Annotated in this window: 17 protein-coding genes and 2 pseudogenes; 2 read left to right on the top strand and 17 right to left on the bottom strand. The window is 37.3% G+C overall.

The features are described from left to right. Positions 1 to 148: 148 nt before the first annotated feature. The gene (locus HMPREF1040_RS01575; RefSeq protein ID WP_036257299.1) at positions 149 to 592 is read left to right on the top strand and encodes a hypothetical protein; all 444 of its coding nucleotides are present in this window, start codon (positions 149 to 151) and stop codon (positions 590 to 592) included. Here HMPREF1040_RS01575 and HMPREF1040_RS01580 read toward each other — a convergent pair. From HMPREF1040_RS01580 to HMPREF1040_RS01625, 10 genes and pseudogenes are all read right to left on the bottom strand, one after another. Then, complete coding sequence (locus tag HMPREF1040_RS01580; RefSeq protein WP_007392218.1) at positions 568 to 1,704, bottom strand: UvrD-helicase domain-containing protein; 1,137 nt, start codon at positions 1,702 to 1,704, stop codon at positions 568 to 570. The genes HMPREF1040_RS01575 and HMPREF1040_RS01580 overlap by 25 nt on opposite strands. After that, the gene (locus HMPREF1040_RS01585) at positions 1,694 to 3,322 is read right to left on the bottom strand and encodes an ATP-dependent endonuclease (protein WP_007392268.1); all 1,629 of its coding nucleotides are present in this window, start codon (positions 3,320 to 3,322) and stop codon (positions 1,694 to 1,696) included. Before HMPREF1040_RS01585 ends, HMPREF1040_RS01580 begins: the two co-directional genes overlap by 11 nt. Positions 3,323 to 3,344: 22 nt before the next feature. After that, positions 3,345 to 3,552 (bottom strand): annotated as a pseudogene (locus tag HMPREF1040_RS01590) (helix-turn-helix domain-containing protein). A 249-nt stretch (positions 3,553 to 3,801) separates the two neighbouring features. Continuing rightward, positions 3,802 to 3,891: pseudogene (locus tag HMPREF1040_RS08270) on the bottom strand (DNA-binding protein); the annotation flags it as partial. Positions 3,892 to 4,009: 118 nt separating this feature from the next. Further along, positions 4,010 to 4,456, bottom strand: a complete 447-nt coding sequence (locus tag HMPREF1040_RS01595) for a nucleotidyl transferase AbiEii/AbiGii toxin family protein (RefSeq protein ID WP_007392150.1) — start codon at positions 4,454 to 4,456, stop codon at positions 4,010 to 4,012. Between the two features lie 84 nt (positions 4,457 to 4,540). After that, on the bottom strand, positions 4,541 to 5,389 hold the full coding sequence (locus tag HMPREF1040_RS01600; RefSeq protein WP_007392222.1) for an AraC family transcriptional regulator: 849 nt from the start codon (positions 5,387 to 5,389) through the stop codon (positions 4,541 to 4,543). A gap of 685 nt (positions 5,390 to 6,074) precedes the next feature. Next, positions 6,075 to 8,408 (bottom strand): TonB-dependent siderophore receptor, encoded by a 2,334-nt coding sequence (locus HMPREF1040_RS01610; protein WP_007392199.1) that lies wholly within the window; start codon positions 8,406 to 8,408, stop codon positions 6,075 to 6,077. A 14-nt stretch (positions 8,409 to 8,422) separates the two neighbouring features. Then, the gene (locus HMPREF1040_RS01615; RefSeq protein ID WP_007392170.1) at positions 8,423 to 9,997 is read right to left on the bottom strand and encodes an S-layer homology domain-containing protein; all 1,575 of its coding nucleotides are present in this window, start codon (positions 9,995 to 9,997) and stop codon (positions 8,423 to 8,425) included. A 674-nt stretch (positions 9,998 to 10,671) separates the two neighbouring features. Then, positions 10,672 to 12,066 carry an autotransporter outer membrane beta-barrel domain-containing protein gene (locus HMPREF1040_RS01620; RefSeq protein ID WP_007392168.1) on the bottom strand — a complete coding sequence of 465 codons (1,395 nt, stop codon included), beginning with the start codon at positions 12,064 to 12,066 and terminating at the stop codon, positions 10,672 to 10,674. A gap of 51 nt (positions 12,067 to 12,117) precedes the next feature. Continuing rightward, complete coding sequence (locus tag HMPREF1040_RS01625; RefSeq protein ID WP_007392145.1) at positions 12,118 to 13,536, bottom strand: autotransporter outer membrane beta-barrel domain-containing protein; 1,419 nt, start codon at positions 13,534 to 13,536, stop codon at positions 12,118 to 12,120. A gap of 919 nt (positions 13,537 to 14,455) precedes the next feature. On the opposite strand from HMPREF1040_RS01625, the gene HMPREF1040_RS01630 reads away from it, so the two are divergent. After that, positions 14,456 to 15,850, top strand: a complete 1,395-nt coding sequence (locus tag HMPREF1040_RS01630; RefSeq protein ID WP_007392280.1) for an NCS2 family permease — start codon at positions 14,456 to 14,458, stop codon at positions 15,848 to 15,850. Between the two features lie 129 nt (positions 15,851 to 15,979). Here HMPREF1040_RS01630 and pheT read toward each other — a convergent pair whose 3' ends face one another. The 7 genes from pheT to lepA form a co-directional block, all read right to left on the bottom strand. Continuing rightward, positions 15,980 to 18,406: a phenylalanine--tRNA ligase subunit beta gene (gene pheT / locus HMPREF1040_RS01635; protein WP_007392264.1), complete on the bottom strand. Its 2,427-nt coding sequence runs from the start codon at positions 18,404 to 18,406 to the stop codon at positions 15,980 to 15,982. A 17-nt stretch (positions 18,407 to 18,423) separates the two neighbouring features. Then, positions 18,424 to 19,446 (bottom strand): phenylalanine--tRNA ligase subunit alpha, encoded by a 1,023-nt coding sequence (gene pheS, locus HMPREF1040_RS01640; protein ID WP_007392178.1) that lies wholly within the window; start codon positions 19,444 to 19,446, stop codon positions 18,424 to 18,426. A gap of 254 nt (positions 19,447 to 19,700) precedes the next feature. Next, positions 19,701 to 20,840, bottom strand: coding sequence for an acyl-CoA dehydrogenase family protein (locus tag HMPREF1040_RS01645; protein ID WP_036257333.1), 1,140 nt, complete (start codon positions 20,838 to 20,840; stop codon positions 19,701 to 19,703). Between the two features lie 18 nt (positions 20,841 to 20,858). Beyond that, complete coding sequence (locus HMPREF1040_RS01650; RefSeq protein ID WP_036257335.1) at positions 20,859 to 21,305, bottom strand: PaaI family thioesterase; 447 nt, start codon at positions 21,303 to 21,305, stop codon at positions 20,859 to 20,861. Positions 21,306 to 21,309: 4 nt separating this feature from the next. Continuing rightward, the gene (locus tag HMPREF1040_RS01655; protein WP_007392269.1) at positions 21,310 to 21,726 is read right to left on the bottom strand and encodes a PaaI family thioesterase; all 417 of its coding nucleotides are present in this window, start codon (positions 21,724 to 21,726) and stop codon (positions 21,310 to 21,312) included. 366 nt (positions 21,727 to 22,092) lie between these two features. Continuing rightward, positions 22,093 to 23,220, bottom strand: coding sequence for a radical SAM family heme chaperone HemW (gene hemW / locus HMPREF1040_RS01660; RefSeq protein WP_007392270.1), 1,128 nt, complete (start codon positions 23,218 to 23,220; stop codon positions 22,093 to 22,095). Further along, the gene (lepA, locus tag HMPREF1040_RS01665; RefSeq protein WP_007392253.1) at positions 23,217 to 25,019 is read right to left on the bottom strand and encodes a translation elongation factor 4; all 1,803 of its coding nucleotides are present in this window, start codon (positions 25,017 to 25,019) and stop codon (positions 23,217 to 23,219) included. Before lepA ends, hemW begins: the two co-directional genes overlap by 4 nt. Positions 25,020 to 25,028: the final 9 nt, after the last annotated feature.

Raw genomic sequence — 25,028 nt, forward strand, 5'->3', positions numbered from 1 at the left:
AGAAAAAACGGATGAAAAATCCAAGAAAGAATATATTTAGCTATTAAACTATTAAAAAGCGAGTAGGAAATATTATTGATATATCTAATAATAAAAAAGCTCAATCCTCTAAAGGATATGAAGTTTGGGCAAGAAAACATAAAAAACAATGGCTGACTCGATAATTAAGCTTAGAGAGCAAGGAATTAATTCAATTACACAACTCGATGATCTAATCAAAAAATCTGCTGATGATAGACAAGACTTATTAGATAAAATAAAGAAGATTGAAACTGAAATGAAGAGTTTATCCCAGAATATGGAAAATATAAATACTATAAATAAGTATCGTGAAATATATAAATATTACAAGAAAAATCCTGAAGATAAGCAATTTGCAGAAGAATATTATAGCGAACTTTCCGTCTATAAAATAGCCGCTAAAGAAATTTTAGAAAACTACACAAAAGAAATATTAACAAAACTCGATAAACTGCAAGAAAAAAAGAACACCCTTATGCAAGAGTATTCTTTGAATAAAGAACAATTTTCTGACCTTGTTCAATATAGGAAAAACTATGAAAATTATTATGGAAAAGAAGTCGAGAGGTAATATGATACTATTAGCTTAAAAAAAAAATCTTCTGGTAATAAGTAGGATTTAATTCTATCTCTATTAAGAAATTTTTTATCACACACAATAGCTACACTGTGTTTAGCTCTTGTGACTGCAACATAAAAACCCGCTCTGCTTAAATCAACCAATTTATTTTCGGAATTTTCTATCCACTTTAATATTGGGCTTGTAGGGTAAATTAATACCCTTTCAAATTGTAAACCTTTAGAGTCGCCAAAATTATATACACTATAATTTTCATTAACCTTTGTTCTTTTATCATGTCTAAGTTGAACAGGATTATATATTTCAAGGTATAAGTCTACTTTTTCTTTAGATATAAAAAATATTCCTTCATGGTTATCTTTGAATTTACTCGCTGATTTTATTATAAGATTATCATTGGATATTTTTGAAGCAAAATCACATATTTCTTGATTAGATCTATGTGAACAATTTAAAGTTGATTCATCAATTTCAACATTTAAATGCGAATTTTCATTCTTAAAGAAGTTAACTATTTTTCCACTATTATATTTTTTATATTTTGATGTATTATGTGTACTATAAGTTGCTTGTCTATAGTCTCCAACCATAATCAAATTTATACCAACCTCAATTAAATATTTTAAAACATCTAAATCATATCCTGCTAAATCTTGAACTTCATCAATATATATTAAATTATATATTTTTGAAATCCTAGTAAAAATATAACCTGGATTTTTTTCTTCCATGAATATAATCGCATCAGATATTTTATCTGTATAAATTAGATTTTCTTTATTAATAAAATAATTAGGATCATTTCTTTTTATAAATCTAGAACTCTTACCGTTGACAGGTACTATTCCATTAATTCTCTGACTAAACATTATATCTTGATATGGTCTTAATCCATGTTTCAGTAAAAATGAAAACCATGTTAAAATTTCAATATTTTTAGGAATTATTCCATTTATTTTAATTATTTTCTTTTTTATAGAATCACAATTTGCATTTGTATATGTTGTTATCAAAATTTTCTTATCTTTATTTTTTAAAGCTTTCTCCACAATTAATGTTGTCTTTCCTGCTCCAGCAGCAGCTATATATAATTTATTTAGCATCTTCTATTACTCTGTTTATATAATCTGGGTATTGAATTTTCGATTCTGATTCAAATATGCTAATTGCACAATTTGTTTTGTTTTTCTTCATATATTTTAATAGTGAGTCATTATCTTTTTTATCAGTTTTAAATATACTATTTAGAGTTTTCAAATCATTTGCTCTTAAAATGCATGGCTCTAAAGTATTGTAGTTAAAATCATCCATATCTCCACTATACCTCTTTTTATCATAGTATATTTTTATATTTTCATTAGATTCATAATCTTTGTATTTTTTCATTAAAGCTTCTATATCTCCGTCATTATCTGTAACTACATAGAGATTTAAGTCTAATTTTACACCCAATTCCAAAAATCTTAAAAAAGATGTTCCAACAGAAATTATATCGATACCATTAAAAATTGGTAATTTGCCATATTTATCTTTATATGCTCTCTGTAATATTAGTTCGTCCGAAGGACCTTCAACTAGTATAGCTTTATCACATAATAAAACTCGTAATGTGTCGTATCCTGAAACAGCTTTAAAATATTTTTCTGTATCACTACTTAAATTTGTAATTTTAGAGCTTTTTTTGTTTGATAAGAGTATTAAATTTTCTAATCCTAATTTGTTCAAAACAAAACTACTATGAGTCGAAATAATTATTTGACTAGATTCCTTATTACTATTTTCTTGTAATATATCAATTAAATTATTCATGTTAGAATATGACAAGTGGTTTTCTGGCTCTTCAATTAAAATTATTTTATCTTTATTTGTATTAATATTATTTAATGCAAGCTCAGTTTTTAATAAGCATTGTAGTCCTCTGCCAGCATTCGAATATGGAATACTATCAAATTCTGTTATCATACTTGATTCCCAGTTGAAATTACTTCCTAAATTAACACCTAAACTAACTTTTTTCCCAAAATTTGATTTGGATTCACTTAATTTTTCATTAATATTTTTAACACTTTCATTCTTACTAAAATCATCTTTAATTTCTCTAAAAGCTTTTGATATGGAAATTAAATCTTCGTTATCTAATGTCCCTCTTATCATATTAGAAATATATTCATCTGAACCATCCTTATATTTATAAGAAGAATTATCTATTAAAAATGATTTCGAAGGAATACTTCTAGTAGTAATATTTTCTCTATTAAAGCCTATCCATTCACTTTTATAATATTCTATAGGTAAACTGCTTAATTCTCCTTTTTCTATAAATAGTTTATATTCATCTTCATATGAATTATCAAATAATACTTTAAAAGCAAATCCTATTTCTTCTTTTAATCCTAAATCGTTACCACTCCCCTCCAAATTTGCATTGTCTAATTCAGAGAAGTATATTTCTATTATAATTTCTGGCAATATACTAAGACTGCCGGAATTAATATTTGTTAAAAACTCATCTACAACTTCTCTATTGAATAAATATTGAGATAATTCACGATTAATATAATTACCTCTATAAAAACCAGTTAACGCTAAATGTATAGCTTCAAGTATAGTTGATTTACCCTCTTCATTATTACCTACCAAAATATTTATTCCACCATTTAAGTCTAATTCAAACCAATCTTTAAAACATTTAAAATTTTTAATCCTAACTTTTTTTATCAATTTTCAATCTCCGTTTATTATGTCAATCATTTTTAATACACTCCATAATGTCTGATATGTCGCAATCCAATGCCTCACGAATTCTGAGCAAAACATCAGCAGTTACATTCTCAACATTCTTTAATTTATAAAATGTACTCCTACTTACATTTGCTTTTTTTCATAAGCTCATTATGTTGCATATCTAAATCAATAAGTTTTTTAAATAACCTTTTATAACTTAATTGCATATAACCTCCAAGATTTTTTAATAGCTAATCTCGTACATATATACATTTAAAATGTACTTATGTTTGTTATTGCATTCTAATTAAGTATAACATTAACTATAGTTTATTTTCAATCACTTGATATATCACTTTAAATAAGCCAAAAATAAAAGCAGTCCAAAGACTGCCGAATTTTATCCCTCGTACATTCGCTGTAATATTTCTTACTTTACTTAGTTTTTTTTCATCTGTTCTAAAGCTTTTTATTTATCCTAATATGGTCTTTTCATCTTTATCTTGACTCTTTACTTGTTCTTTTGATTTTAATAACTTAGAATACAATATACGAACATTCCTATATATTTATTATCTTTCTTAATTCTTGTTTTATTTTTTCGAAGATTTTACAGTATCTCCTTGTTTTAATTATTCTAATTCTTTTTTCTTTCCTATTAATTGCCAGACAGTGTCTGTTAAATTACATCTCATTAATCCTATTTGATAAAATTATTACCACATCAACAACCCTATCAAAGGTCAAATCTCCAATATATTTATTTTCATTAAAATATACTTCCCATAAGGATCTTAGGTATGAATCTTCTTTTATGTCCTCGATTATTTCCTCATAGTCTTGCATTTCCTCCTGACTTTTTCTTTTCTCGGAAGTTCTTTCTATTGCTTCTTTTAAAATTTTATAATCTATATCATCTTTTTTTAGTTTGTAGAGGATGTATAGGTCGTAAAAGTCTCTCATTCGTGTTGTTGTTATATTTCTTCTGATTATGGTTTCGTATTTTTCTGCGAGAATTGTTTCTAGTGGATATGCCATTATTTTTATATCTTTTTTGCTAAAGATACAAAGATAGGTGTATTCTATCTCCCTTGGTGTTATTGCATCTCCTGTTGTTAGGTCTAGTTTCATTGGATTTTTTACTCATTCCTATTTTTACTAATAGCCATCAAAAGAGCACCTACCATTTGATAGATGCCGTTAAATGAATTTAAATTATTCTTTTACTATAGGAACCCATAATTCCATTTTATAATCTTCTGAATTAGGGTCTCCATCTCCATATACTTCAAAATCGGGACTTTCATCATGTCTATATCCTTCTTTAGGGAAGAAATATGAAATAATATACTTCCATCCTTCGTGAATACACTTTGGTATAGGTCCTTGTAAGCTTACAATAGCATACTCTTTTTCAGGAATGCTGAGTATATTTAAACCTAACTCCTTAGCTTTTACCTCATCCTTCAAATCAAAACCAGCTAAATATATAAATGAATCTTCTTCATCCATTATATAGTCATATCCTACGCCAAAGAGTTGACCATTCCCAAGCTCTTCAAATTTTTCTCTTGGTACTTTTTCAACCAGTCTATCCCAAACTTTTGAGAAATTTGAACTCTTAGTCACATCTGATTTAATACCGGCTACTTTAAACGCTTTCTTTTTCTCAATTTTAATATCCATTTGATTTCCTCCTTGAACTGAAATTGAAAAGTAGATTCTTGGGAAATATTGATACTTTTCTCCTTTTTTTACTTGACCTGGAGTTAGCTTATGAAAACTTTTAAAAGCTAAAGCAAAAGAATCTTGAGAATTATAACCATATTTTATTGCGATGTCTATAATTCTTTTATCTGAATTTTTTAAATCAATTGCAGCATTTGTCATCTTTCTTAACCTTATATATTCAGATAATGAATATCCTGATATGATTGAAAATATTCTTGAAAACATTGGAAATGAATATCCCGTTATCCGTGTTATTTTCTTTTCACCAAGTTCATTAGTTAAGTTATCTTCAATATAGTCTATTGCTAAGTTAAATGATTTCATTATATCCATATTTCCACCACCTTTCATTTAAATTGTACAAGGATTTATTAAATTATACCCGATAATGCTAATACAAATATTATAGCCTCACATGTTTATACTATTTTTCTTCTCTGCCAGACTTCTTATCTTTCCCTTTATACTCTCGATATTAATCACGATAATACCTCCATATATTTTCTAATTTCATCTTCTATTTTAAATAGTCTACTGTATTTTATGAGTCGTCTTAGATTTTTATTTGGTGATTTAAAGTATCTTTTTAAGGCTTCTATAAAAATTTGCTTATCTATTTTATCTCTGTCGATTATGATGTTACAAATTGTTCGATCTATATCATAAACTGGGATAAGGTTGTCTTGTGGTGATTTTATTTCTGTCTTACCAATCTCGTATAAGTCTTTTTTTACATAGTGAACTTGTATATCCACGTATCTTTTCTTGATATGGCTTGCATTGTAGCCTTGAGGGTTCCAGCTTGATTCGAAGAAGTTTAAACCGCTGCCTATTAGCTTTAAAATGATCTACCTATTTTATTCTCTCCAATAAAAAAAGACGGCATTACATCATTAAATGATTTCTCCATCATTAAAAACGGGAGCCTATATAGCCACATTTCCCGGCTATATAGGCTCCCATTTTACAACACAAACCACCGACTTTCCCTATTAAATCTCACTCTATATAAGCAACGTTACATCTTCGCGGAAAGGCCAATACGAATGACTCTGCCATAAATCCCCAAACTTGGTGAGTCGTAATTAAAGATGTTATTAACACCCGCATAGATGGAATAATTTTTATTTTGTTGCCGTTCAATAAGCATGTTCCAAATGCCATAATTTTTCGGAATACCGTCGGCTATATCCACGCGAATATATTTTTTATCGAAAATATCAATGTACTTCGTACTATATTCTCCCCAGAACGAACCGCTCCATTTATCTTTTTTATAGCGTAACGTGAATAAATACTTCATTTCCGGTTTCATCGTCAGCCGTTTGCCCGTTTTGGTTTCAATCGAATGGAGATATGTAGCCGAAGCGGTCATTGTCCAGTACGGATTAATGTACTGTGTATATTCCGCTTCCACCCCCGACAAGGTGACCCGATCCAAATTATTATAACTATAAATCCAATATATCGAATCATTTCCCTGCAAATTAGCAGGATGATTCGGCGGTAACTTTCTATCCGTTCGGAAAAAATTCATATAATCGCGAATATTATTATAAAATGCCGTTATCTTCGCTTTACTTTTATGATACTTTTTTTCCAGAGAAAGGTCCATCCCAAAGGCCTTTTCAGGCTGTAACTGCGGATTGCCTTCCCACCACCAACCGGGATAATAATAAATGCGCTTATCTTCCGGATCCTCAGGATTTAAACAATAATTGGTTTTCGGGCCTTTTTCCCAAAGTACACTTAAAGGCATCATTAAAAACGCATGATACCGTTCCATAATACCGGGTGTCGAAAATCCCGTACCAATGTTAAATTTGATTTTCGTATTCTTGTGTGCATACACCGTGCCTATTTCACCACTGAACTGATTTCCTGTCGTATGATGTGTATACCGAATAATCGGCAAAATACGCCACTGCTTATTAATCTGCCAGTCATCGGCAAGAGAAATATTCCATTCACGCATATCGGCACGATACATAGGAATTGCTTTTATCCCCATATTTTTTTCTTTAGTTAACGCTTCTGCATTAGGATCAAATAAATCACCCGATCTGGTCAATCCCTCATAATCTTGCACCCGATGTCCCGGCACGATCATCCGCGAGCCCATGCCGTAATTAGTCTTCACCTGGGTTGTCAAAGTAACCCCATGTTGCTGATTAGGATACCCTTCCCAAGTCAGTTCATACGTCCGATCATTACTTTCCATATAATCAGTCTTATAAAGATTATACATAACGGTCCGCAAGAGAGTGGCAAAATGCTTGTGATACATCGAATCTTTTATGCGCAAGCGAAGTTCGCCCTTATCCCAAAAATGACGCACCGACAGCATATGATTATCGCGAATAATATGATTCATGCCCTGTAAGTAGGTCGTCCAAAAGAGATCTTTATTTTTGTCGTTGACAAAATCCCATTCCATACCTATATTAAGATGCCCCAAATTTATTCGCCCCAAAAAATTACGCGTCTGCGTATCATCTATCATCTTATCATAGGCATAAGAGATTTCGGTCGAGTCTTGCGGTTGCCAATAAAATGTCGCTCCCCACTGACTGCGCTTACCAAAATAATTATCGGAAATCCGACTTGCCTTCTTCGGTGTCTTAGCCGTTTCCATTTGTTTCAAAATTTCCGATTTTTTGAAATCATGATCAGGATCATTAGGATCGTTTAAATCGAAATCATAATCCCAATACGCATGATTATAATGCGGTGCCGTTTTAGACCACGAACCCCATAGTTTTACTTGCTTATGCGTGTCTACCAGATTATATCCCATATGATAGGTCTGTTCCCCTTGATGGTCATGTGCCGTCTGTCGTGCTTCCACCTCAAGATAGCCACCCGTTTTTTGCGGACGTTTCGTAATAATATTAATCACGCCCCCAATGGCATCCGCACCATAGCGAGCGCCGGAAATACCGTGTGTAATTTCAACACGTTCAATGTCCTCCGTTGAAAATCGTTCCAATTCATTGGCTGCCCCCGATAGTTTTGCCAGTTCCCCGCTTATTTTCATTCCATCCATCATAATGGGAACGTGCCGACTTTCTGCTCCTCGCAGAGAATAATTCGTTCGATTCATCGGATCAATACTAAACGACATCCCCGGAACCGCTTCCAGGACATCACGTAAATTTTGCATCTTTTTTTCTTTAATTTCTTTTTTGCCGACAACGGTTACCGTTTTCGGTCTTTTTTGAATCATTTCTCGTGCCGTTTCCGCCTTTACTACGACCTGTCCCGTCGTATACGAAGCCGCATCAAGCATGCCGCCCATGCCGATGCTACTAAATAAGATCGCAACCACGGCCATATAAGCTCGTCTATTCATACTTTTCTCCTTCATTAAAATACTACCTTTAAGGAAACACTCGTATATTCTTGCGGTTCGCTTGTTTTTTCCCGATAATTAGTTTCACCTTTATTATCATCAGGCCAACGAATTTTGTTCCAAGGAGCCACGCGTTCGGGTGTACGATTTATCCAACTGGAACTAATCGTTTGTGCAACGGAAAGCGTCACATTCTTAGCCAAACGATAATCCAGGCCCAGTCCCACCGATTTGATATTATCAACATCTTTACGCCACGATGCCGAAGAGCCGCCTACTTGTGCACCCTTGTCGGCATGCAAATATTCAACCCACATATCCCAAGAACCGACTTTCTCCTGTACATTACCAAGGGTAAACCGGCCTAACCACATGGCCGGTTTGGCTTTCATGCCACGCTCATCGGCCATCACTTTTGCCGCATCATTTTGCTGTACCTGTTCATAATTTAAGAGTAAACGCCCTTCATGAGGAAAGAGAAAATCCAAATACGTTCCCCAAAGCGATGTTGCACGGAAGGCGGACTGATAGGTTTTATGTGCTTCCGTCCCATCGGGCAAGGAACGATATTTGGCCGGTACCATAAATCGACTATAATAAAGACCTATGCGTGTATTTTCATTCAGTGCCGTATCCCCCGACAGAAAAGCCGTTTTTACCTGAAGGGGTGCCGTTGTATATCCATATATTTTACTCCACTTATTACCCGGGCATTCCACCATTTTCTGATTGCCCTGCTCATCAAAAGCATAGACCTGTGCCATCGTAGTATCGCCGCTCTTTAATTTACCATAGCCGGCAGTAAGACCGCCTTGGCCGGTTTCATGACGAATAATCGCACCGTCCAAAACATCCCCGTACTGATACCCTTTGCCCAATGTGTAATCATCGAATCGTCCTACTTGCAGAAGAACCTGCTTCAGCGGCCGATAATTAATATAGGCACGATTAATAAAAGTTTTAGTGGCCTGTGCCGTTTCGTTACTGCTAAACTGTTGATTATCCGTTGTAACCCCCACATGCAGACTTACCCTTTCGTTTACGGGTGCATCCGCCCGCAAATTTACCTGATAATCCCAAGCTCGCTCACCGCTATATCCCACATCAACTTCATAATATGCTGTAGCGTACTTATCAAACTTTTTAGTCTCATAATCCCACCGGAAATATTCATACCGCCCCAACATAGCTTTCTGATGCCGCCAACGCAAACGGGCATCTCCCGATACGGTTACCGTACCTACGCGGGATTCTAATTGATCCACTCGTACCCCCAGTGTTTGCAATTCCGTTGCAAATTCCCGTGCCAACTTATAAATAACTTGCTGTTGCGATGTATTCGCCCGTGTTACTTGCGCTAAAGCTTTCGCCGTAATTTCTGCTGCTTCATAGCGAGTAATGGACCGATTTCCTTCAAACTCTTTCCCATTTACGCCTTGAATGATGCCGGAATTTGCAAGATCTGCCACTGACCGATATGCCCAGCTGTCAGACGGCACATCGACAAAAGGATTTTCTGCATAAGCACCACTAAAACCTATTAAGGACATAACCGCCAACGTTATGCTTATTTTTTGAAACTTTTTCATATACTCCCCTCTCTCTATTATGATATTAATTCTTATTTTCCTTTTTAATATACCCCCCCCCGAGTACTTTTTCTACTCCATTTGGACATAAAATAATCCAATCCGACATTTTTCTCACATTTTTCACTAATTTTTTATTTTTTATTAATAATATGACAATATATTCCACCATAAAATTCTTGTAAAAAACAACCGTCTATGAAAGCTTCCTATTGTAACGCAACAAAAAAATGGATGCCACCTATAACGTACAGGCGGCATCTATTTATTATCCAACTACATAATCGCTATAGCTAAGATACTGCACATAGATCATTCGTGCTTTTATTTAATCAAATGCTAGACCAATATTTTTAGTGCTTTCACTTCTTTTTCTAATTTTTGTTTTTTTCTTTCCATTCATTAATTGCTACTATATTTCTACTCTTGTTGCTTTTATTCTTTTGTCTCCCTTAAAGGAAGAGAAACGCCTGTATTGAAAATGTGTTCGCTCGTACCTTAACGGTAAAGCGAGTCTGCTTTTTGAATTTTGTAGCTTCGTATTTTTTAATACCCTGCCGACAAGATGTTGTTTTTACAACCAACCGGTGCGGATCATAAAAAAACGGCATACTTCGCATTTCGCCGCGAAGCTGCCGTCTTTACCGGGCGCCTTGAAAACGCGCCTTGCCGATTTATAAATATTTTTTCACTGAAATATTCAGCCGTACCTGCTCTTCCTCTCGCTGTACCCCCGTTCGATACGTCACGGAAGAATGAATGCTGTAGTTATTTTTTCTTTCCCTATCTATCCCGATTGCCGTTTCTGTATCTAACTTTTTACCGTCTGTATAATTCAAATACTTATTGAACTTAACATATATATCCCGATACATGACCTTCATACCGACTCTAAATTCTCGATCCCGTATATCCGCCCGGGCAATTTTTCTTTGCAAACTGTCCGTATACGGATCCTGTACATAGTGATGATATGTATACTGTACTTCCGGCTGCATCGACCAATGATTCCGCATCTGAATCTTCCGCCCTACTTCCAAGGACAACCCTATATCATCCGCCCGTACGGAAGCCTTTTGACTACGATATACACCGTCATTCACCGTATGTATATCTCTACCGAAAACCGCATACTGACACAACGCATCTACATACAGTCCATGCGAAAAATACGTTGTCTTGCTTAAACCGCCGCCAAGCATCTTGGTACTTCCATTCGCTACATGAAACCCTGCTTCATTACGAATAAAGGTACCATTTTCATCCGTAATAGCTCTTCGTATATATTGCGTCTCTTCTTGCCCATAAAAGAAATACATCCCGCTAATGCTCCCATCCTGTCCGATTGTATTCCTTCCGACACCTAACACCTGACTATAGGAATTCTTAAAAAACCTTTTCCACCTTTCCTCTATTTGCCGTTTCCCATCTTTATCGACTTTCCATTTCGATATCTTAGCGGTGCCGAAATATTTTCGATGTATCCGATTTGTCGTATACGTTGTCCACCACGATGATTTCTTCTCTTTTCCCGCTGCCGCCACGTTTCGCCGCTCCAAGCTCATAATGCCCGCTTTCGCCAAATCAAGACCGTTATCCGTGTCGGACGGTAGGATGTGTATGACATTATTAAGTAATGCAAATCTTCCCTTGGTATCGCCAATTCTATACGTTTTCCCATGAACATTCCACGTTACAGCATAGGATCCCACCCATCCCCCATTTGCCATGCGCGGAATCGGCCATTCCCATTCGGTCACGTCCGTACCGTCTTGCGGATTCTTCGTACGGTTACGCAAAATAAAAGGACCCGCATTAGTTATCGGTACATTAGTTTTCAGCTTATATATATCCGTGTACTCATCTCGAGGACGAATCATGACGGCTACCCAATAGTCTTTCCCTTCTATCGTTTCTCTTCCCACTTCCATATAATCATCCGTATCCGTCAATTCATGCACTGTTCCGTCCGGATGGATATACCGATATGTATTTAAATCATTTGCCGCCGCAACCTCGGTCATTAATAAGCAGGCTGCGACCAAAACACTATATACCATTTTTTTCATGCGATTTCTCCCCTTCTTGTCATTCCTTTACAGATGCCATCGACACACCGCTTAAAAGTGAAATTGTGCCCAAAACCGATAGGTCTGTTGCCGTTTTTTATACGTCTTGCCGCTCTTTCTTGAACGCCACAATACCTGCGTGCGAGAGGAAACTGCCGCCCCCAACTCGCCGTTCTGATGAAAATGTCGTGCCACCCCGACTTCATATTCCGTTGCCACCGGCAAACGATGCTGATTATACCACGAAAAATATCGGTTCACCTTCGCATAAATCCCCTTATACGCTACCTGCAAACCGACACGGATGTCTTCTTCATGTCGATATATACGCCCGAATTTCCTTTGCAAACTGTCCGTATACGCATGTTGATCATACAGATGATACGTATACTGCACTTCCGGTTGTAAAGATACATGAGACATGACCTCTATATGCCGCCCCGCTTCCACCGACAGTCCCACATCCGCTCCCTGTACGGACGCTTTTTGACTGCCATATATGCCGTCATTTACCGTATGTATATGACGGTCAAATACGGCATATTGCCCCAGCACTTCTCCGTACAGCCCGTGTGAAAAAGGTTTAGTCTTACGAAATCCCACGCCGAACATATCCGTCTTGGCATTGGCTACATGAAAGCCGTTCGGATTCGTAATCCGCTGTATCCTTTCATCAAGAACGGACGACCTGAAATATCGACCGGCCTCTTGTCCGTAAAAGAAATACATACTGTTTACACTCTTATCACGCCCCGTGCGATTGTTACCGATGGTCCATACACGAAGCTGCGTTTCTTTCTCAAACATCGTATGCTTCATTTCGGTTTTCCACTTCCCCGCCGCATCTCGTTCCCATAACAACCGCTTGGTTCCCACTACCCGCACATTTTGTATATGTGCCGACGTATAATGGGTCCACCACGCTGCCGGCTCCGTCACTGCGGACACCTTCCCATGTGTTTCACCATTCTGTAAACAGATCTTCGCCAAATCCACATTTGTATCCCTGTCGGTAGGCTCTATATGAATGGCATTATTAAGCAATACCATAGTTCCCGGCGTCTTCGGTATAGAAAACGCTGTTCCGTCTATGGTTCCCCATATATGAGGGGATTTTTCCCAACCATATAAAGAACGAGGAATTTCTTCCTCCATTTCTGTTATCTGCTCCCCCGGCTGCTCCGGATCAGGCATCCGCTTGGTAACCGTAAAACCACCGTGCTTAGGCAACGGCGCATTCGTTGCCACTTTACCGATAATCGTATCCTGCGACTTAGGTACCGACGAAAAAGCCACCCAATACGTTTTTCCTGCAACCGCTACTTCTCCCACTTTCGTATATCCCGCATCCGTAATATTGACAATCGTACCGTCCGAATTAACATAACGATATGTATATAAATCATTTGCCGTCACCGTACCGGTCATCATCACCGTTAGTACTGCTAACCACCATACAGCCTTTTTCATCCTGTACAACCTCCATAGTTTTTTAAGCTAAGATTTATATATTTTACTATTATTTCTGATAAATATGCAAGTCATATATCCTATTTTCTCTATAACCCTACCGTAATTAACAAATTTTCCACCCGTCTGCTTCAATAAATCTCGAATGACCTTACTTTTTCCCGAACCAGGATCGCCGATAAAGATGAGAATTTTTTGCCTCTTCCTATATCACCTGCTTCCATCATTTTAAACCCTCCGTATCTATCACTATGAAAATTACTTTCGTTTGTTAATATCGACTTACTCGTATCTTTATTTTCTAGAACGGCAAAGAGAGTTATTATCTGTTCTGCATATCCAATATCAATCTGTTAATAAATTGTTAGATATTGACATTTTATAGAGTTCTTTTCTCCCATGTTTTCAGTAATACATCGTCTTACGTTTTGCCGTTAGTCATCCTTCTCAACATAAATACGGCGGCTTAGGAAGCTAGTTTAAACAGATACAGCTTAATTAAAACGCCGCTTTGCTTTAAGTACACCGTCTTTACATATATCTAAATCGATTCTTGAAATTTTATATACCCAACTGCTCCAGCTTGGTAAGGTACATTTAATTCTGCCCGTAACCACACATAGTAAATGCCTTGCTGTTTGTCATCGTTTGTTCTCCCTATATTGTTACACACCTTTCACAACTGTATAAATTTTATTTTTGTCTATCTCTATATAGCCTATAAATAATATAAAACACATTACAATGTACCATAAAAACCGAGTATAGTCTATCTTTTCATATATAGATAAAAACGAATATCCTAAAAAAAAACGTAGCGAACAACAAGCAAATTTACTTCACCTATTGTCCAAATCAACAGAATATCCTATAATACACATATTCAATTATTATTATTTTTCTCAAAGGAGAGTGTACTATGACAAACAATTCTGGTTTTTTGAATCGTTTATTCCATTTACATGAAAACGGAACAAACGTGAAAACGGAACTCTTAGCTGGGATTACGACCTTTATGACAATGGCATATATTCTGGCTGTCAATCCGACAATTATGAGTATTACCGGTATGGACAAAGGTGCCGTGCTAACCGCTACCGCCTTAGCCTCTTTGGTAGGCACGCTATGCATGGCCATCTTTGCCAATTATCCCTTTGCTTTGGCTCCCGGTATGGGACTAAACGCTTTTTTTGCCTATACGGTAGTTTTACAAATGGGATACACTTGGGAAATGGCATTAGCAGCGGTTTTCGTAGAAGGGATTATTTTTATTGTCTTATCCTTAACCAATGTTCGTGAAGCTATTTTTAATGCAATTCCCCTAACCTTAAAAAAAGCCGTTTCTGCAGGGATTGGTTTATTTATTGCCCTTATTGGTCTCTTAAATGCACAAATTATTGTTGCCAATCCTGCCACAAAAATATCTTTATTTTCCTTTAAACATTCTTTACTTAACGGCTCCTTTCATACCGTTGGCATTACCGTCCTCATTGCCATGATCGGAATCTTATTAACAGCGGCATTAATTGTTCGAAAAGTGCGTGGCAATATTCTTTTGGGTATTCTCTTTACTTGGATTCTGGCAGTCATTTGTGAATTAATAGGCTGGTATGTACCAAATCCCGAACTTCATATGTATAGTGTCATTCCCAATCTTTCCGCCGGTATCGCCTCCTTTACGCCCGTCAGTTTATCCCCTCTGCTGGGCAAACTCGATTTTACCCGCTTCTTCTCCTTGGACTTTGCAGTTGTCGTGTTTGCCTTCCTTTTTGTAGACATCTTCGACACTTTGGGAACATTAATCGGCGTATCTTCCAAAGCCAATATGCTGGATAAAGAAGGAAAATTACCCCGTATTAAAGGGGCCTTAATGTCCGATGCCGTAGCCACTTCCATAGGTGCCTTAATAGGTACCAGTACCACTACCACCTATGTGGAAAGTGCTACCGGCGTCAGTGAAGGCGGACGCACCGGCTTAACAGCTGTATTTGTAGCCATATTCTTTGCACTTTCGCTGTTTCTGGCACCGATTTTTATGGCTATTCCTGCCTTTGCGACCGCCCCGGCATTAGTTATCGTAGGGTTCCTCATGTTGACCTCGGTAACCGGCATTGACTTCAATGATTTCAGCGAATCAATTCCGGCATACATTACCATCATCAGCATGCCATTTTGTTATAGTATTTCTGAAGGCATTTCCTTCGGTATTATTTCTTATGTAATCATTAATTTAGCTACCGGACACTACAAAAAAATTAGCCCTTTAATGTATATTTTAGCTATCATTTTTGCCTTTAAATATGTTGTCTTGTAACTACCTAACGCCGAATCCGCCGGACCGGTTCCACAAGAAAAAACCAACCGCCTGACGGAAAACGTTTACACAAAAACACAAAAACCGCTATGACCTACATGATCATAGCGGTTTTTATTGTGGTCTGTATTATCTTAATTCACAAGCGAATTGTTCTTTCAACGTTTGTATAATGCGGTCTAAATCGCCTTGAATATCCGTTTCCGTAAGTGTTCCTTCACTTGATCTAAATACTAATGCATATGCCAAACTTTTATACCCTTTAGGTACTTGTTCCCCTTGATAAGAATCAAATAAAGTAACTGATTCTAAATAAGAGCCGCCTTCTTTTTGGATAATATCCATAATTTGTTGATGCGAAACCATTTCAGGAACAAGAAAAGCTAAATCTCTACTCATAGCAGGGAATTTATCTATCTTTTGATAATTCGGTAAAAATTGAACATATGGCAACAACGTGTCGATATCAAATTCAAACATATAAACAGGACCGTCCACATCATATTGATCCACCCCTTGTGGATGCAGCTCTCCAAAACGGCATAAAACGTGATCATCTATCACATATTCCGCTGCTTTTCCCGGATGCAACGGGGCAAATGTAGAGCGTCGTAACGTTGCTTGAATGCCAAAGGTATGCAGAACATACTCAACAATTCCTTTTACATCATAAAAATCATATTCTTGTGCCACATCGTTCCAAACTTGGCCTATTCGTTTTCCATATAAAAGTCCCATCACTTGCTGATGTTCTTCCGGTTGTTCTACCAAAGGCAATGCTTTCGGTATGTATACTGCCCCTATTTCATAAATAGCAACCGTAGGATTTTTAACCGCTTGATTTCTCGCTAAAACATCCATCAAAGAAGGTAATAAGGTAGTCCGCATGTAAGGATATTCTTCTGTAATCGGATTTAAAATAGGAACAGCTTGATATACTTTATCGTCTTTCTGAAATAATAATTTTTCCAAAGACGGAGTATTCATAAAGCTAAAAGTTACTGTTTCACTTAGTCCATAACGACTTAATACATCAGAAAATTTTTCTCGCAACTGATGTGAACGTGTTTCCGTTCCTTCCGTAATATGACTCCATGGACGAGTCGATGGAATATTTTCATAGCCATAAATACGAGCTACTTCTTCTGCAATATCAGGCATTTCAGTACAATCACCACGATAAGAAGGAACCGTAACGTTCAACACGTTACCTTCTTTTTGGACAATAAAATGCAATGTTTGCAAAATAGAAATCATTTGTTCTTCGGCAATATCCGTACCTAAAAACTCGTTAATCTGTGTAGCGGAACAAGTAATATGTCTTACTTCTTGTTTATGTGGATAAACATCAACAATACCAGCTGCCGTTTCACAAACCGCTATTTGTTGTAATAATTGAACGCAACGATTTAACGAAGCAATACATCCTTCCGCATCAAGTCCCCGTTCAAAACGTGCAGATGCTTCCGAACGCAATCCCAAAGTACGTCCAGTATGCCGAATATTAGATCCCTTAAAAGAGGCACATTCCAAAATTACGGTTTTCGTTTCTGCCGTAACTTCCGTAGCCAAACCACCCATAATTCCAGCTACACAGGCGGCTTTTTCCGTATCTCCAATAACTAACATATCTTTATGTAAAATGCGTTTTGTTTCATCTAAGGTCTGAATCTCTTCCCCTTCAGCAGCACGACGTACCACAAGATGATGATCTTTTATTTTATCATAATCATACGCATGCAAAGGGATACCTAATTCCAACATGACATAATTCGTTACGTCAACTATATTATTAATCGGACGTACCCCTGATTTACGCAATCGCATTTGTAACCATAACGGCGATGTACCAATCTTAACATGCGTAAGAACACGTGCCGCATAACGGGAACATAGATCCGCATCTTGCACAGATACAGTCAAATAAGAATCAACCGGGTCTGCCGATTCAGTTAACGTGATATTAGGATACGTTGCTTGTGCTTTACCCAAAACAGCAAATTCTCTGCTTAATCCCACCATGGAAAAACAATCGGCCCGATTGGGTGTTAATTCATATTCATAAACAGTATCGGCAATACCCAAATACGTTACCAAATCTTCTCCTACGGGTGTATCCGCCGGTAAAATCCAAATACCTTCACGTTCTTCGGGCAACAATACCGTATCATCAAAACCAAATTCTTTCGCCGAACAAAACATCCCTTGCGATAATATTCCCCTCAATTTTGATTTTTTAATCTTTACACCCCCAGGTAAATGTGCTCCATGCACAGCAACAGGAACAATATCGCCTTCTTGAATATTATGTGCCCCTGTTACAATTTGTAGGGTTTCCTTTCCCATATCAACTTGGCAAATCAATAATTTATCCGCATCAGGATGTTTTTCAATCGTATTGATTTTTCCACTATATACTTTACTAATATCTTGCCCCCAATATTCTACCTGTTCCACAGGAATGCCAGCAATCGTCAACGTATCTGCAAATTGTTGCGGATCTGTAATATAATCTATATTTACATATTCTTTCATCCATTGTAATGAACTTTTCATATGACTTCCTCCCTACCTTAAAACTGTGCCAAAAAACGCATGTCATTTTCATAAAACAGCCGTAAATCATCAATACCATATGTAAGCATCGCAATGCGTTCTACACCCATACCAAAGGCAAATCCATTGACAACGGTCGGATCATACCCATTCAGTCGTAAAACATTAGGATGAACCATACCACAACCTAAAATTTCTAACCACCCTGTATGCGAGCATACGCGGCAGCCCGAACCACCACACATGACACAAGAAATATCCACTTCTGCACTAGGTTCCGTAAAGGGAAAATAACTCGCACGAAAACGAACTTTCGTTGATGCGCCAAAGATTTCACGTAAAAAATCTTCTAACATACCTTTTAAATCAGAAAAACGGATGTGCTTATCTACAATAAGTCCTTCCATTTGTTGAAAAACTGGTGAATGGGTAGCATCATAATCCCAGCGGTATACCTTTCCAGGTACAATAACTTTCACCGCTTCATTCGCTGCGTGCTGCTGTAATACACGTGCTTGCATAGGCGATGTGTGCGTACGCAACAAAATAGAATCAGTAATATACATCGAATCTTGCATATCTCTTGCCGGATGATCATCAGGAAAATTCAAACATTGAAAATTATAATAATCTGTTTCTATTTCTGGTCCTTCTACTAAGGAAAATCCCATTCGCAAAAAAGCCTGTTCCATCTTTTTCCGCGTAATATGCAAAGGATGTTCATGTCCTATTGCGGAAATTCTTCCAGGTAAGGTAATATCTATCGTTTCCGCTTGCAAGCGTTTAGCTAATTCTTGTGCCTTTACTTCTTCACGACGTGCTTCAATCCATTGTTCCACTTCAGTACGTGTCGCATTAACTAACTGTCCAAAGGCAGGGCGTTCTTCGGGGGACAAATTTTTCATGTTTTTCATCAATCCCGTAATTTCCCCTTTTTTACCTAAATACTTCACCCGTATGTCTTGTACATCCTGTATTTTTTTACATGCTGCTAGTTGTTTTTTTACCTCTGCCTTGAGGTTTTCCATATTTGTCTGCATATTCCTACCTCCTAAAAAAAAGATTTCTACCCCCTAAGGGGCAGAAATCTATTCTGCGGTACCACCCTAACAAATTCTCAGGTGCTCAATAACGGGAGCTCCCGTTTTGCCTACTCTATTCAACAAAAAGCTCAAAAGTGAACGTATAAGATTTCAACGTAACGTTTCTCAATCAATGAACGCTTTTCCTGTATCGCGAAAATATCTTATACCCTCTTTATCATCACTATATTAACCATATTGTAGTTATTATATCAATATAATGTCTTATTAGCAATAACCATTCGCTGAATTTGGTTAGTGCCTTCATAAATTTGCATAATTTTAGCATCACGCATGTATTTTTCAACAGGATAATCTTTCATATATCCATATCCACCCATAACTTGTACAGCATTAGTAGTAACACGCATAGCTACATCCGATGCATAGCATTTTGCCATAGCTGCCTGTCGACTGAAATCAACACCTTGATCACGCATCCAGCATGCTTTTTGCACCATCATACGTGCCGCCTCTACTTCAATCGCCATATCCGCTATCATCTGCTGTACCATTTCAAAAGATGCAATAGGTTTACCAAATTGTACCCGCACCTTAGCATATTCACTACACGCTTTAAATGCTGCCTCAGCAATACCGACGGATACAGCACCGACTAAAGGACGTGCTGCATCTAATGTGTTCATAGCAATTCTAAACCCCTGTCCTTCTCTTCCCAAACGCTGTTCTACGGGAATAAAGCAATCTTGAAAAATTAATTCGGTCGTATTAGAAGCGCGAATCCCCATTTTATTTTCTGCTTTGCCAATCATAAATCCAGGTGTACCCTTACGTACAATAAACGCTGTCAAACCACGTATGCCACCAGTTTTACGCGTATTAGCAAACACGACAAACATTTCTGCCAAAGCACCATTGGTAATAAAACACTTCGTTCCATTTAAAACATAGCCACTGCCATCATCTGTCTTTATTGCCCGCGTAGATACAGAACCTGCATCTGATCCTGTTCCCGGTTCCGTCAAGGCAAAAGCCGCTAACCGTTCACCATTAATCACATCAAAATATTGTTTCTTTTGTTCCGCTGTCCCTGCAATAATAACCGGATACGATGCCAAAGCATTAGCTGCTACAGTCGTAGCAACACCAGCACATCCCTTACCTAATTCTTCATACAGTGCAGCAATAGTAACCGTATCTAATCCAATTCCGCCATACTCTTCAGGAATAACTACACCTAGCAACCCTTGTGCTGCTAATTTTTCTAAAAGGCCGTCATGAAGTTTTTCCGTTTCATCCATTTCTGCCGCATAGGGAGCTATTTCCTTTTCCACCAGTGCACGCACCGTACGAATTATATCTTGTTGTTCTTCCGTATACGAAAAATTTATCATTTTACCAACCTTCCTTTAATTCCCTTTTTTGTCTTTTTGTAATATATAAAAGGACGCACGTCCCTTTACCACTAACTCTGTTCGTTCATTAAAAAACTCACATTCTACAACAACCGTCCGTGTTCCTTCACGGAGTACCTTACCAACCCCTAATATTCGACTTTCCACAGAAATAGGACGAATATAATTCATATTAATTTCAAGCGTTGTCACATGATGCCCTAATGTTCGACAAGCCATCCCCATCACGCTATCACAAAAAGATGCCAAAATGCCACCTGATGCAATTCCCTGCGTATTAACAAATTTGGGTACAATACGAAATTCTAAAATAGCTAACCCTCGCGATAAACGTTTAAAAACAAATGGTAACTGCTTATAATAAGGGGCCTTATTGATTATTTCATGTGTAATATATTCCCAAATCTTTTTTTCTTGCTCTCTCTTTTCTTCTATATTCATACCTTCACCCATTTGCCGTCGTAGACATAACAAAAAAAGTACCACGTCCATGTGCTAAATACCGTTTGTTATTATCATAAAAATCACAAAGACCTACGACAGTCGTTCTACCTTGATGAATTAAATGGACATGTGCATAAATAATTGTATCTGGTAATGCTGGCGACAAATAATTCATTGCCAAATCTAACGTCACTACAACTTTACCGCAAGCCTTACAAGCTAATGCCATCGCCGAATCAGCCATTGCATACAAAACGCCACCATACATAGTTTGATTAGGATTATTCCAAGTTACCCCTTTATTGTGAAATGTCAGAACCAACTTATCATCTTCTGCTTCTATCACTTGAAAATGCATAAAAGAATCAAATGGATTTTGTTGTATTTCTGCATTTAATAACTTGATATCTATTTTCATAAATATCCCCCTGCAAGTAAATAAACACTTTTTTATTTTACTATACGTAATATAAAACGTCAAATTTAAAGCAAAAAAAAAGCTATGTCGAAACACAGCTTTTTCCAATACGCTTGACCTGGTCTTTACCCCCACACTCGCCTGCTGGAACTTTCGCTCTTAGATGTTCATCCCCCACTACTCACTCTCTCGTTTTATACGGCAGGACTTACTTCTAGGCCGCACTATGATCAGAATTTTCTAAAATTCCTTACGTGGATCGCTTTGCCTGCGACTGGCATCGACTTTCAACCACAAACACGTATCTTCTTTAGTATACGTAATACATAAATATATTGTCAAGATAATACGCTATACCTTCTAAACTTATGAGGATACACGGATAAATTGACTAAACACATAATTTCCATAGGCCAACCCCAAATCGCTAAGACAAACACCATCTTGTGTTTTCTCCAATAATCCTTGCGTACATAAACGCTCTATTTCCTTCCCAAATTCATCTTCTATATTCGTCTGAAACTGCTTATAAAACGCTTGATAAGATATCCCCCGCCGCATACGCAAAGCTAAATAACAAAAATCTTCCATCCCCTGTTGAGGAGAAACCTCAAATTGATGAAAAATACATTTATCTTGATTACTATAGCGAATATATTGTGCTATACTGCGTACATTTTCCCAGCGCCGCCTTCCATCAAAAGAATGTGCCGCTGCACCAAAGCCAATATAAGGAAGATATTTCCAATACTTACTATTGTGAATAGATTCATAGTTTTCTTTAGCATAAGACGAGATTTCATAATGATAAAATCCCCATTCGGCCATTTTAGAAAATAAGATAGTTTTCATTTGCTCTACCGTCTCTTCCATTGGCAACAATATACTACCTTGTTGCACTTGCCGGTATAATAAGGTATGTTCTTCTACAATAAGGCTGTAAATAGACGCATGAGTCACGGGAATAGTGGGAATCATCTCGATGTCTTGTTGAAACATTTCCACGGTTTGTTCAGGTAGCCCATACATCAAATCTAAAGAAATATTCGTAATCCCCGTTTTAGGAATCCCTTCAAGCAGTTGATATGCCATCTTCCCTGTATGAGGGCGACCTAAATATCGTAATACATCATCTTGAAAAGATTGTACCCCCACAGAAAGGCGATTGACACCGATTGTCGCTAACTGACGACACATATCAAACGTAAGACTATCGGGATTAGCTTCTACTGTAATTTCCGCATCTTCGGACACAATAAATTGGTGCCGTAAACAAACCAGTACTTTTTCTAATAGAGCCACTGGCAAAAGAGATGGTGTTCCCCCGCCAAAATAAATTGTATCAGCGTGCCGTTCCCCCTGATATGTTTCGATTTCTCGACATACGGCCTGAATATATTCCTCGTACAGTGATTCACAGCCACTATACGAGGGAAAATCGCAATAGGCACACTTGCTAATACAAAATGGAATGTGAACATACACCCCAATCACGATTCATCAACCTTTAATACCGCCATAAAGGCTTCTTGCGGAATTTCTACCGTCCCAAACTGTTTCATCCGTTTTTTGCCTTCCTTTTGCTTTTCTAAAAGCTTACGTTTACGTGTTATATCTCCGCCATAACATTTAGCCAAGACATCCTTTCGCAGTGCAGCCACATTTTCACGGGCGATAATCTTATTACCAATAGCTGCTTGTACAGGAATTTGAAACAGTTGCCGCGGTATAAGACTTCGCAATTTTTCAACTAATGCACGCCCACGCCGAGCCGCAAAATCACGATGAACAATAACACTTAATGCATCCACTACTTCGCCATTTAAAAGAACGTCCATCTTCACCATCGGTGATTCTTGATACCCATGTAACGCATAATCTAACGAAGCATACCCTCTCGTAGCTGATTTTAATGTGTCAAAATAATCATATAAAATTTCACATAAAGGCAAGTCATATACTAAGGAAACACGAGTATCATCTAAATAATCCATGGTAATATACTGACCACGACGATGTTGTGAAATTTCCATTACTGTTCCGACCATTTCTTTAGGAATAATAATGGTTGTTTTTACCAACGGCTCTTCCACATGATCTACCTTTGTCATATCCGGCATAAGCGAAGGATTATCGACAGGAACCATCGTCCCATCAGTACAATATACATGATAAATAACCGATGGTGCCGTAGTGATTAGCGTCAATCCATATTCTCGCTCTAACCGCTCACGAATAACATCCATATGCAACAAACCCAAAAAACCACATCTAAAACCAAACCCTAAAGCCGTAGATGTTTCCGGTTCAAATAACAAAGCCGCATCATTGAGATGTAACTTTTCCAAAGCATCCCGTAGCGCATCGTATTCATTCGTTTCAATAGGATATAAGCCACAATACACCATCGGTACAGCTTTACGATATCCTGGAAGCGGTTCAGCCGCCGGTTTATCAACTAACGTAACCGTATCCCCTACACGGCAGTCACGAACATTTTTCATGCTCGCAGCAAAATATCCTACACTCCCACATTCCAGTGAAGAAACTGTATGCATTTGTGGTAAAAATACGCCCGTTTCAATGACTTCAAAAGTTTTATTCGTTGCCATCATACGAATTTTTTGACCCGGTCGGATACTCCCTTCCATAACACGCACATTGGCAATAGCTCCCTTGTAAGAATCAAAATGGGAGTCAAAAATTAATGCTCTCAATGGTTTATCACTCGCTTCAGGTGGTGCTGGAATATGCGTTACAATCGCCTCTAGCACCTCATCGATACCTTCTCCGGTTTTAGCACTCACAAGAATAGCCTCAGAAGCATCCAAACCAATAACATCTTCTATTTCATGTCGTACCCGTTCTGGATCAGCACTAGGTAGGTCAATTTTATTTATGACAGGAATAATTTCTAAATCATGTTCTAATGCTAAATACACATTGGCTAGTGTTTGTGCCTCTACCCCTTGTGTCGCATCGACAATCAATAAAGCACCTTCACACGCAGCCAAACTACGCGATACTTCATAGTTAAAATCAACATGCCCAGGCGTATCAATTAAATTCAAGCAATACTGTTGTCCATCTTTCGCATCATATATCAGCCGTGCTGACTGTGCTTTAATTGTTATACCTCGTTCACGCTCTAAATCCATCGTATCTAATAGCTGTGCTTCCATTTCGCGTTGTGATACCGTTCCTGTTCGTTCTAATAAGCGATCTGCCAATGTTGATTTACCATGATCAATATGTGCAATAATAGAAAAATTACGAATATATTTCGTCGTCACCGTTATTAC

This window comes from Megasphaera sp. UPII 135-E (assembly GCF_000221545.1).
Lineage (GTDB): Bacteria > Bacillota > Negativicutes > Veillonellales > Megasphaeraceae > Megasphaera > Megasphaera hutchinsoni.

Bases quoted from the DNA above. Each gene is read 5' to 3' on its own strand.
- HMPREF1040_RS01595 (WP_007392150.1), bottom strand. From the start codon at position 4,456: ATGAAACTAGACCTAACAACAGGAGATGCAATAACACCAAGGGAGATA.
- pheT (WP_007392264.1), bottom strand. From the start codon at position 18,406: ATGAAAAGTTCATTACAATGGATGAAAGAATATGTAAATATAGATTAT.
- HMPREF1040_RS01650 (WP_036257335.1), bottom strand. From the start codon at position 21,305: ATGAATATAGAAGAAAAGAGAGAGCAAGAAAAAAAGATTTGGGAATAT.
- HMPREF1040_RS01625 (WP_007392145.1), bottom strand. From the start codon at position 13,536: ATGAAAAAGGCTGTATGGTGGTTAGCAGTACTAACGGTGATGATGACC.
- HMPREF1040_RS01610 (WP_007392199.1), bottom strand. From the start codon at position 8,408: ATGAATAGACGAGCTTATATGGCCGTGGTTGCGATCTTATTTAGTAGC.
- pheS (WP_007392178.1), bottom strand. From the start codon at position 19,446: ATGCAGACAAATATGGAAAACCTCAAGGCAGAGGTAAAAAAACAACTA.
- HMPREF1040_RS01620 (WP_007392168.1), bottom strand. From the start codon at position 12,066: ATGAAAAAAATGGTATATAGTGTTTTGGTCGCAGCCTGCTTATTAATG.
- HMPREF1040_RS01615 (WP_007392170.1), bottom strand. From the start codon at position 9,997: ATGAAAAAGTTTCAAAAAATAAGCATAACGTTGGCGGTTATGTCCTTA.
- HMPREF1040_RS01575 (WP_036257299.1), top strand. From the start codon at position 149: ATGGCTGACTCGATAATTAAGCTTAGAGAGCAAGGAATTAATTCAATT.
- HMPREF1040_RS01630 (WP_007392280.1), top strand. From the start codon at position 14,456: ATGACAAACAATTCTGGTTTTTTGAATCGTTTATTCCATTTACATGAA.
- HMPREF1040_RS01580 (WP_007392218.1), bottom strand. From the start codon at position 1,704: ATGCTAAATAAATTATATATAGCTGCTGCTGGAGCAGGAAAGACAACA.
- HMPREF1040_RS01655 (WP_007392269.1), bottom strand. From the start codon at position 21,726: ATGAAAATAGATATCAAGTTATTAAATGCAGAAATACAACAAAATCCA.
- HMPREF1040_RS01600 (WP_007392222.1), bottom strand. From the start codon at position 5,389: ATGGATATAATGAAATCATTTAACTTAGCAATAGACTATATTGAAGAT.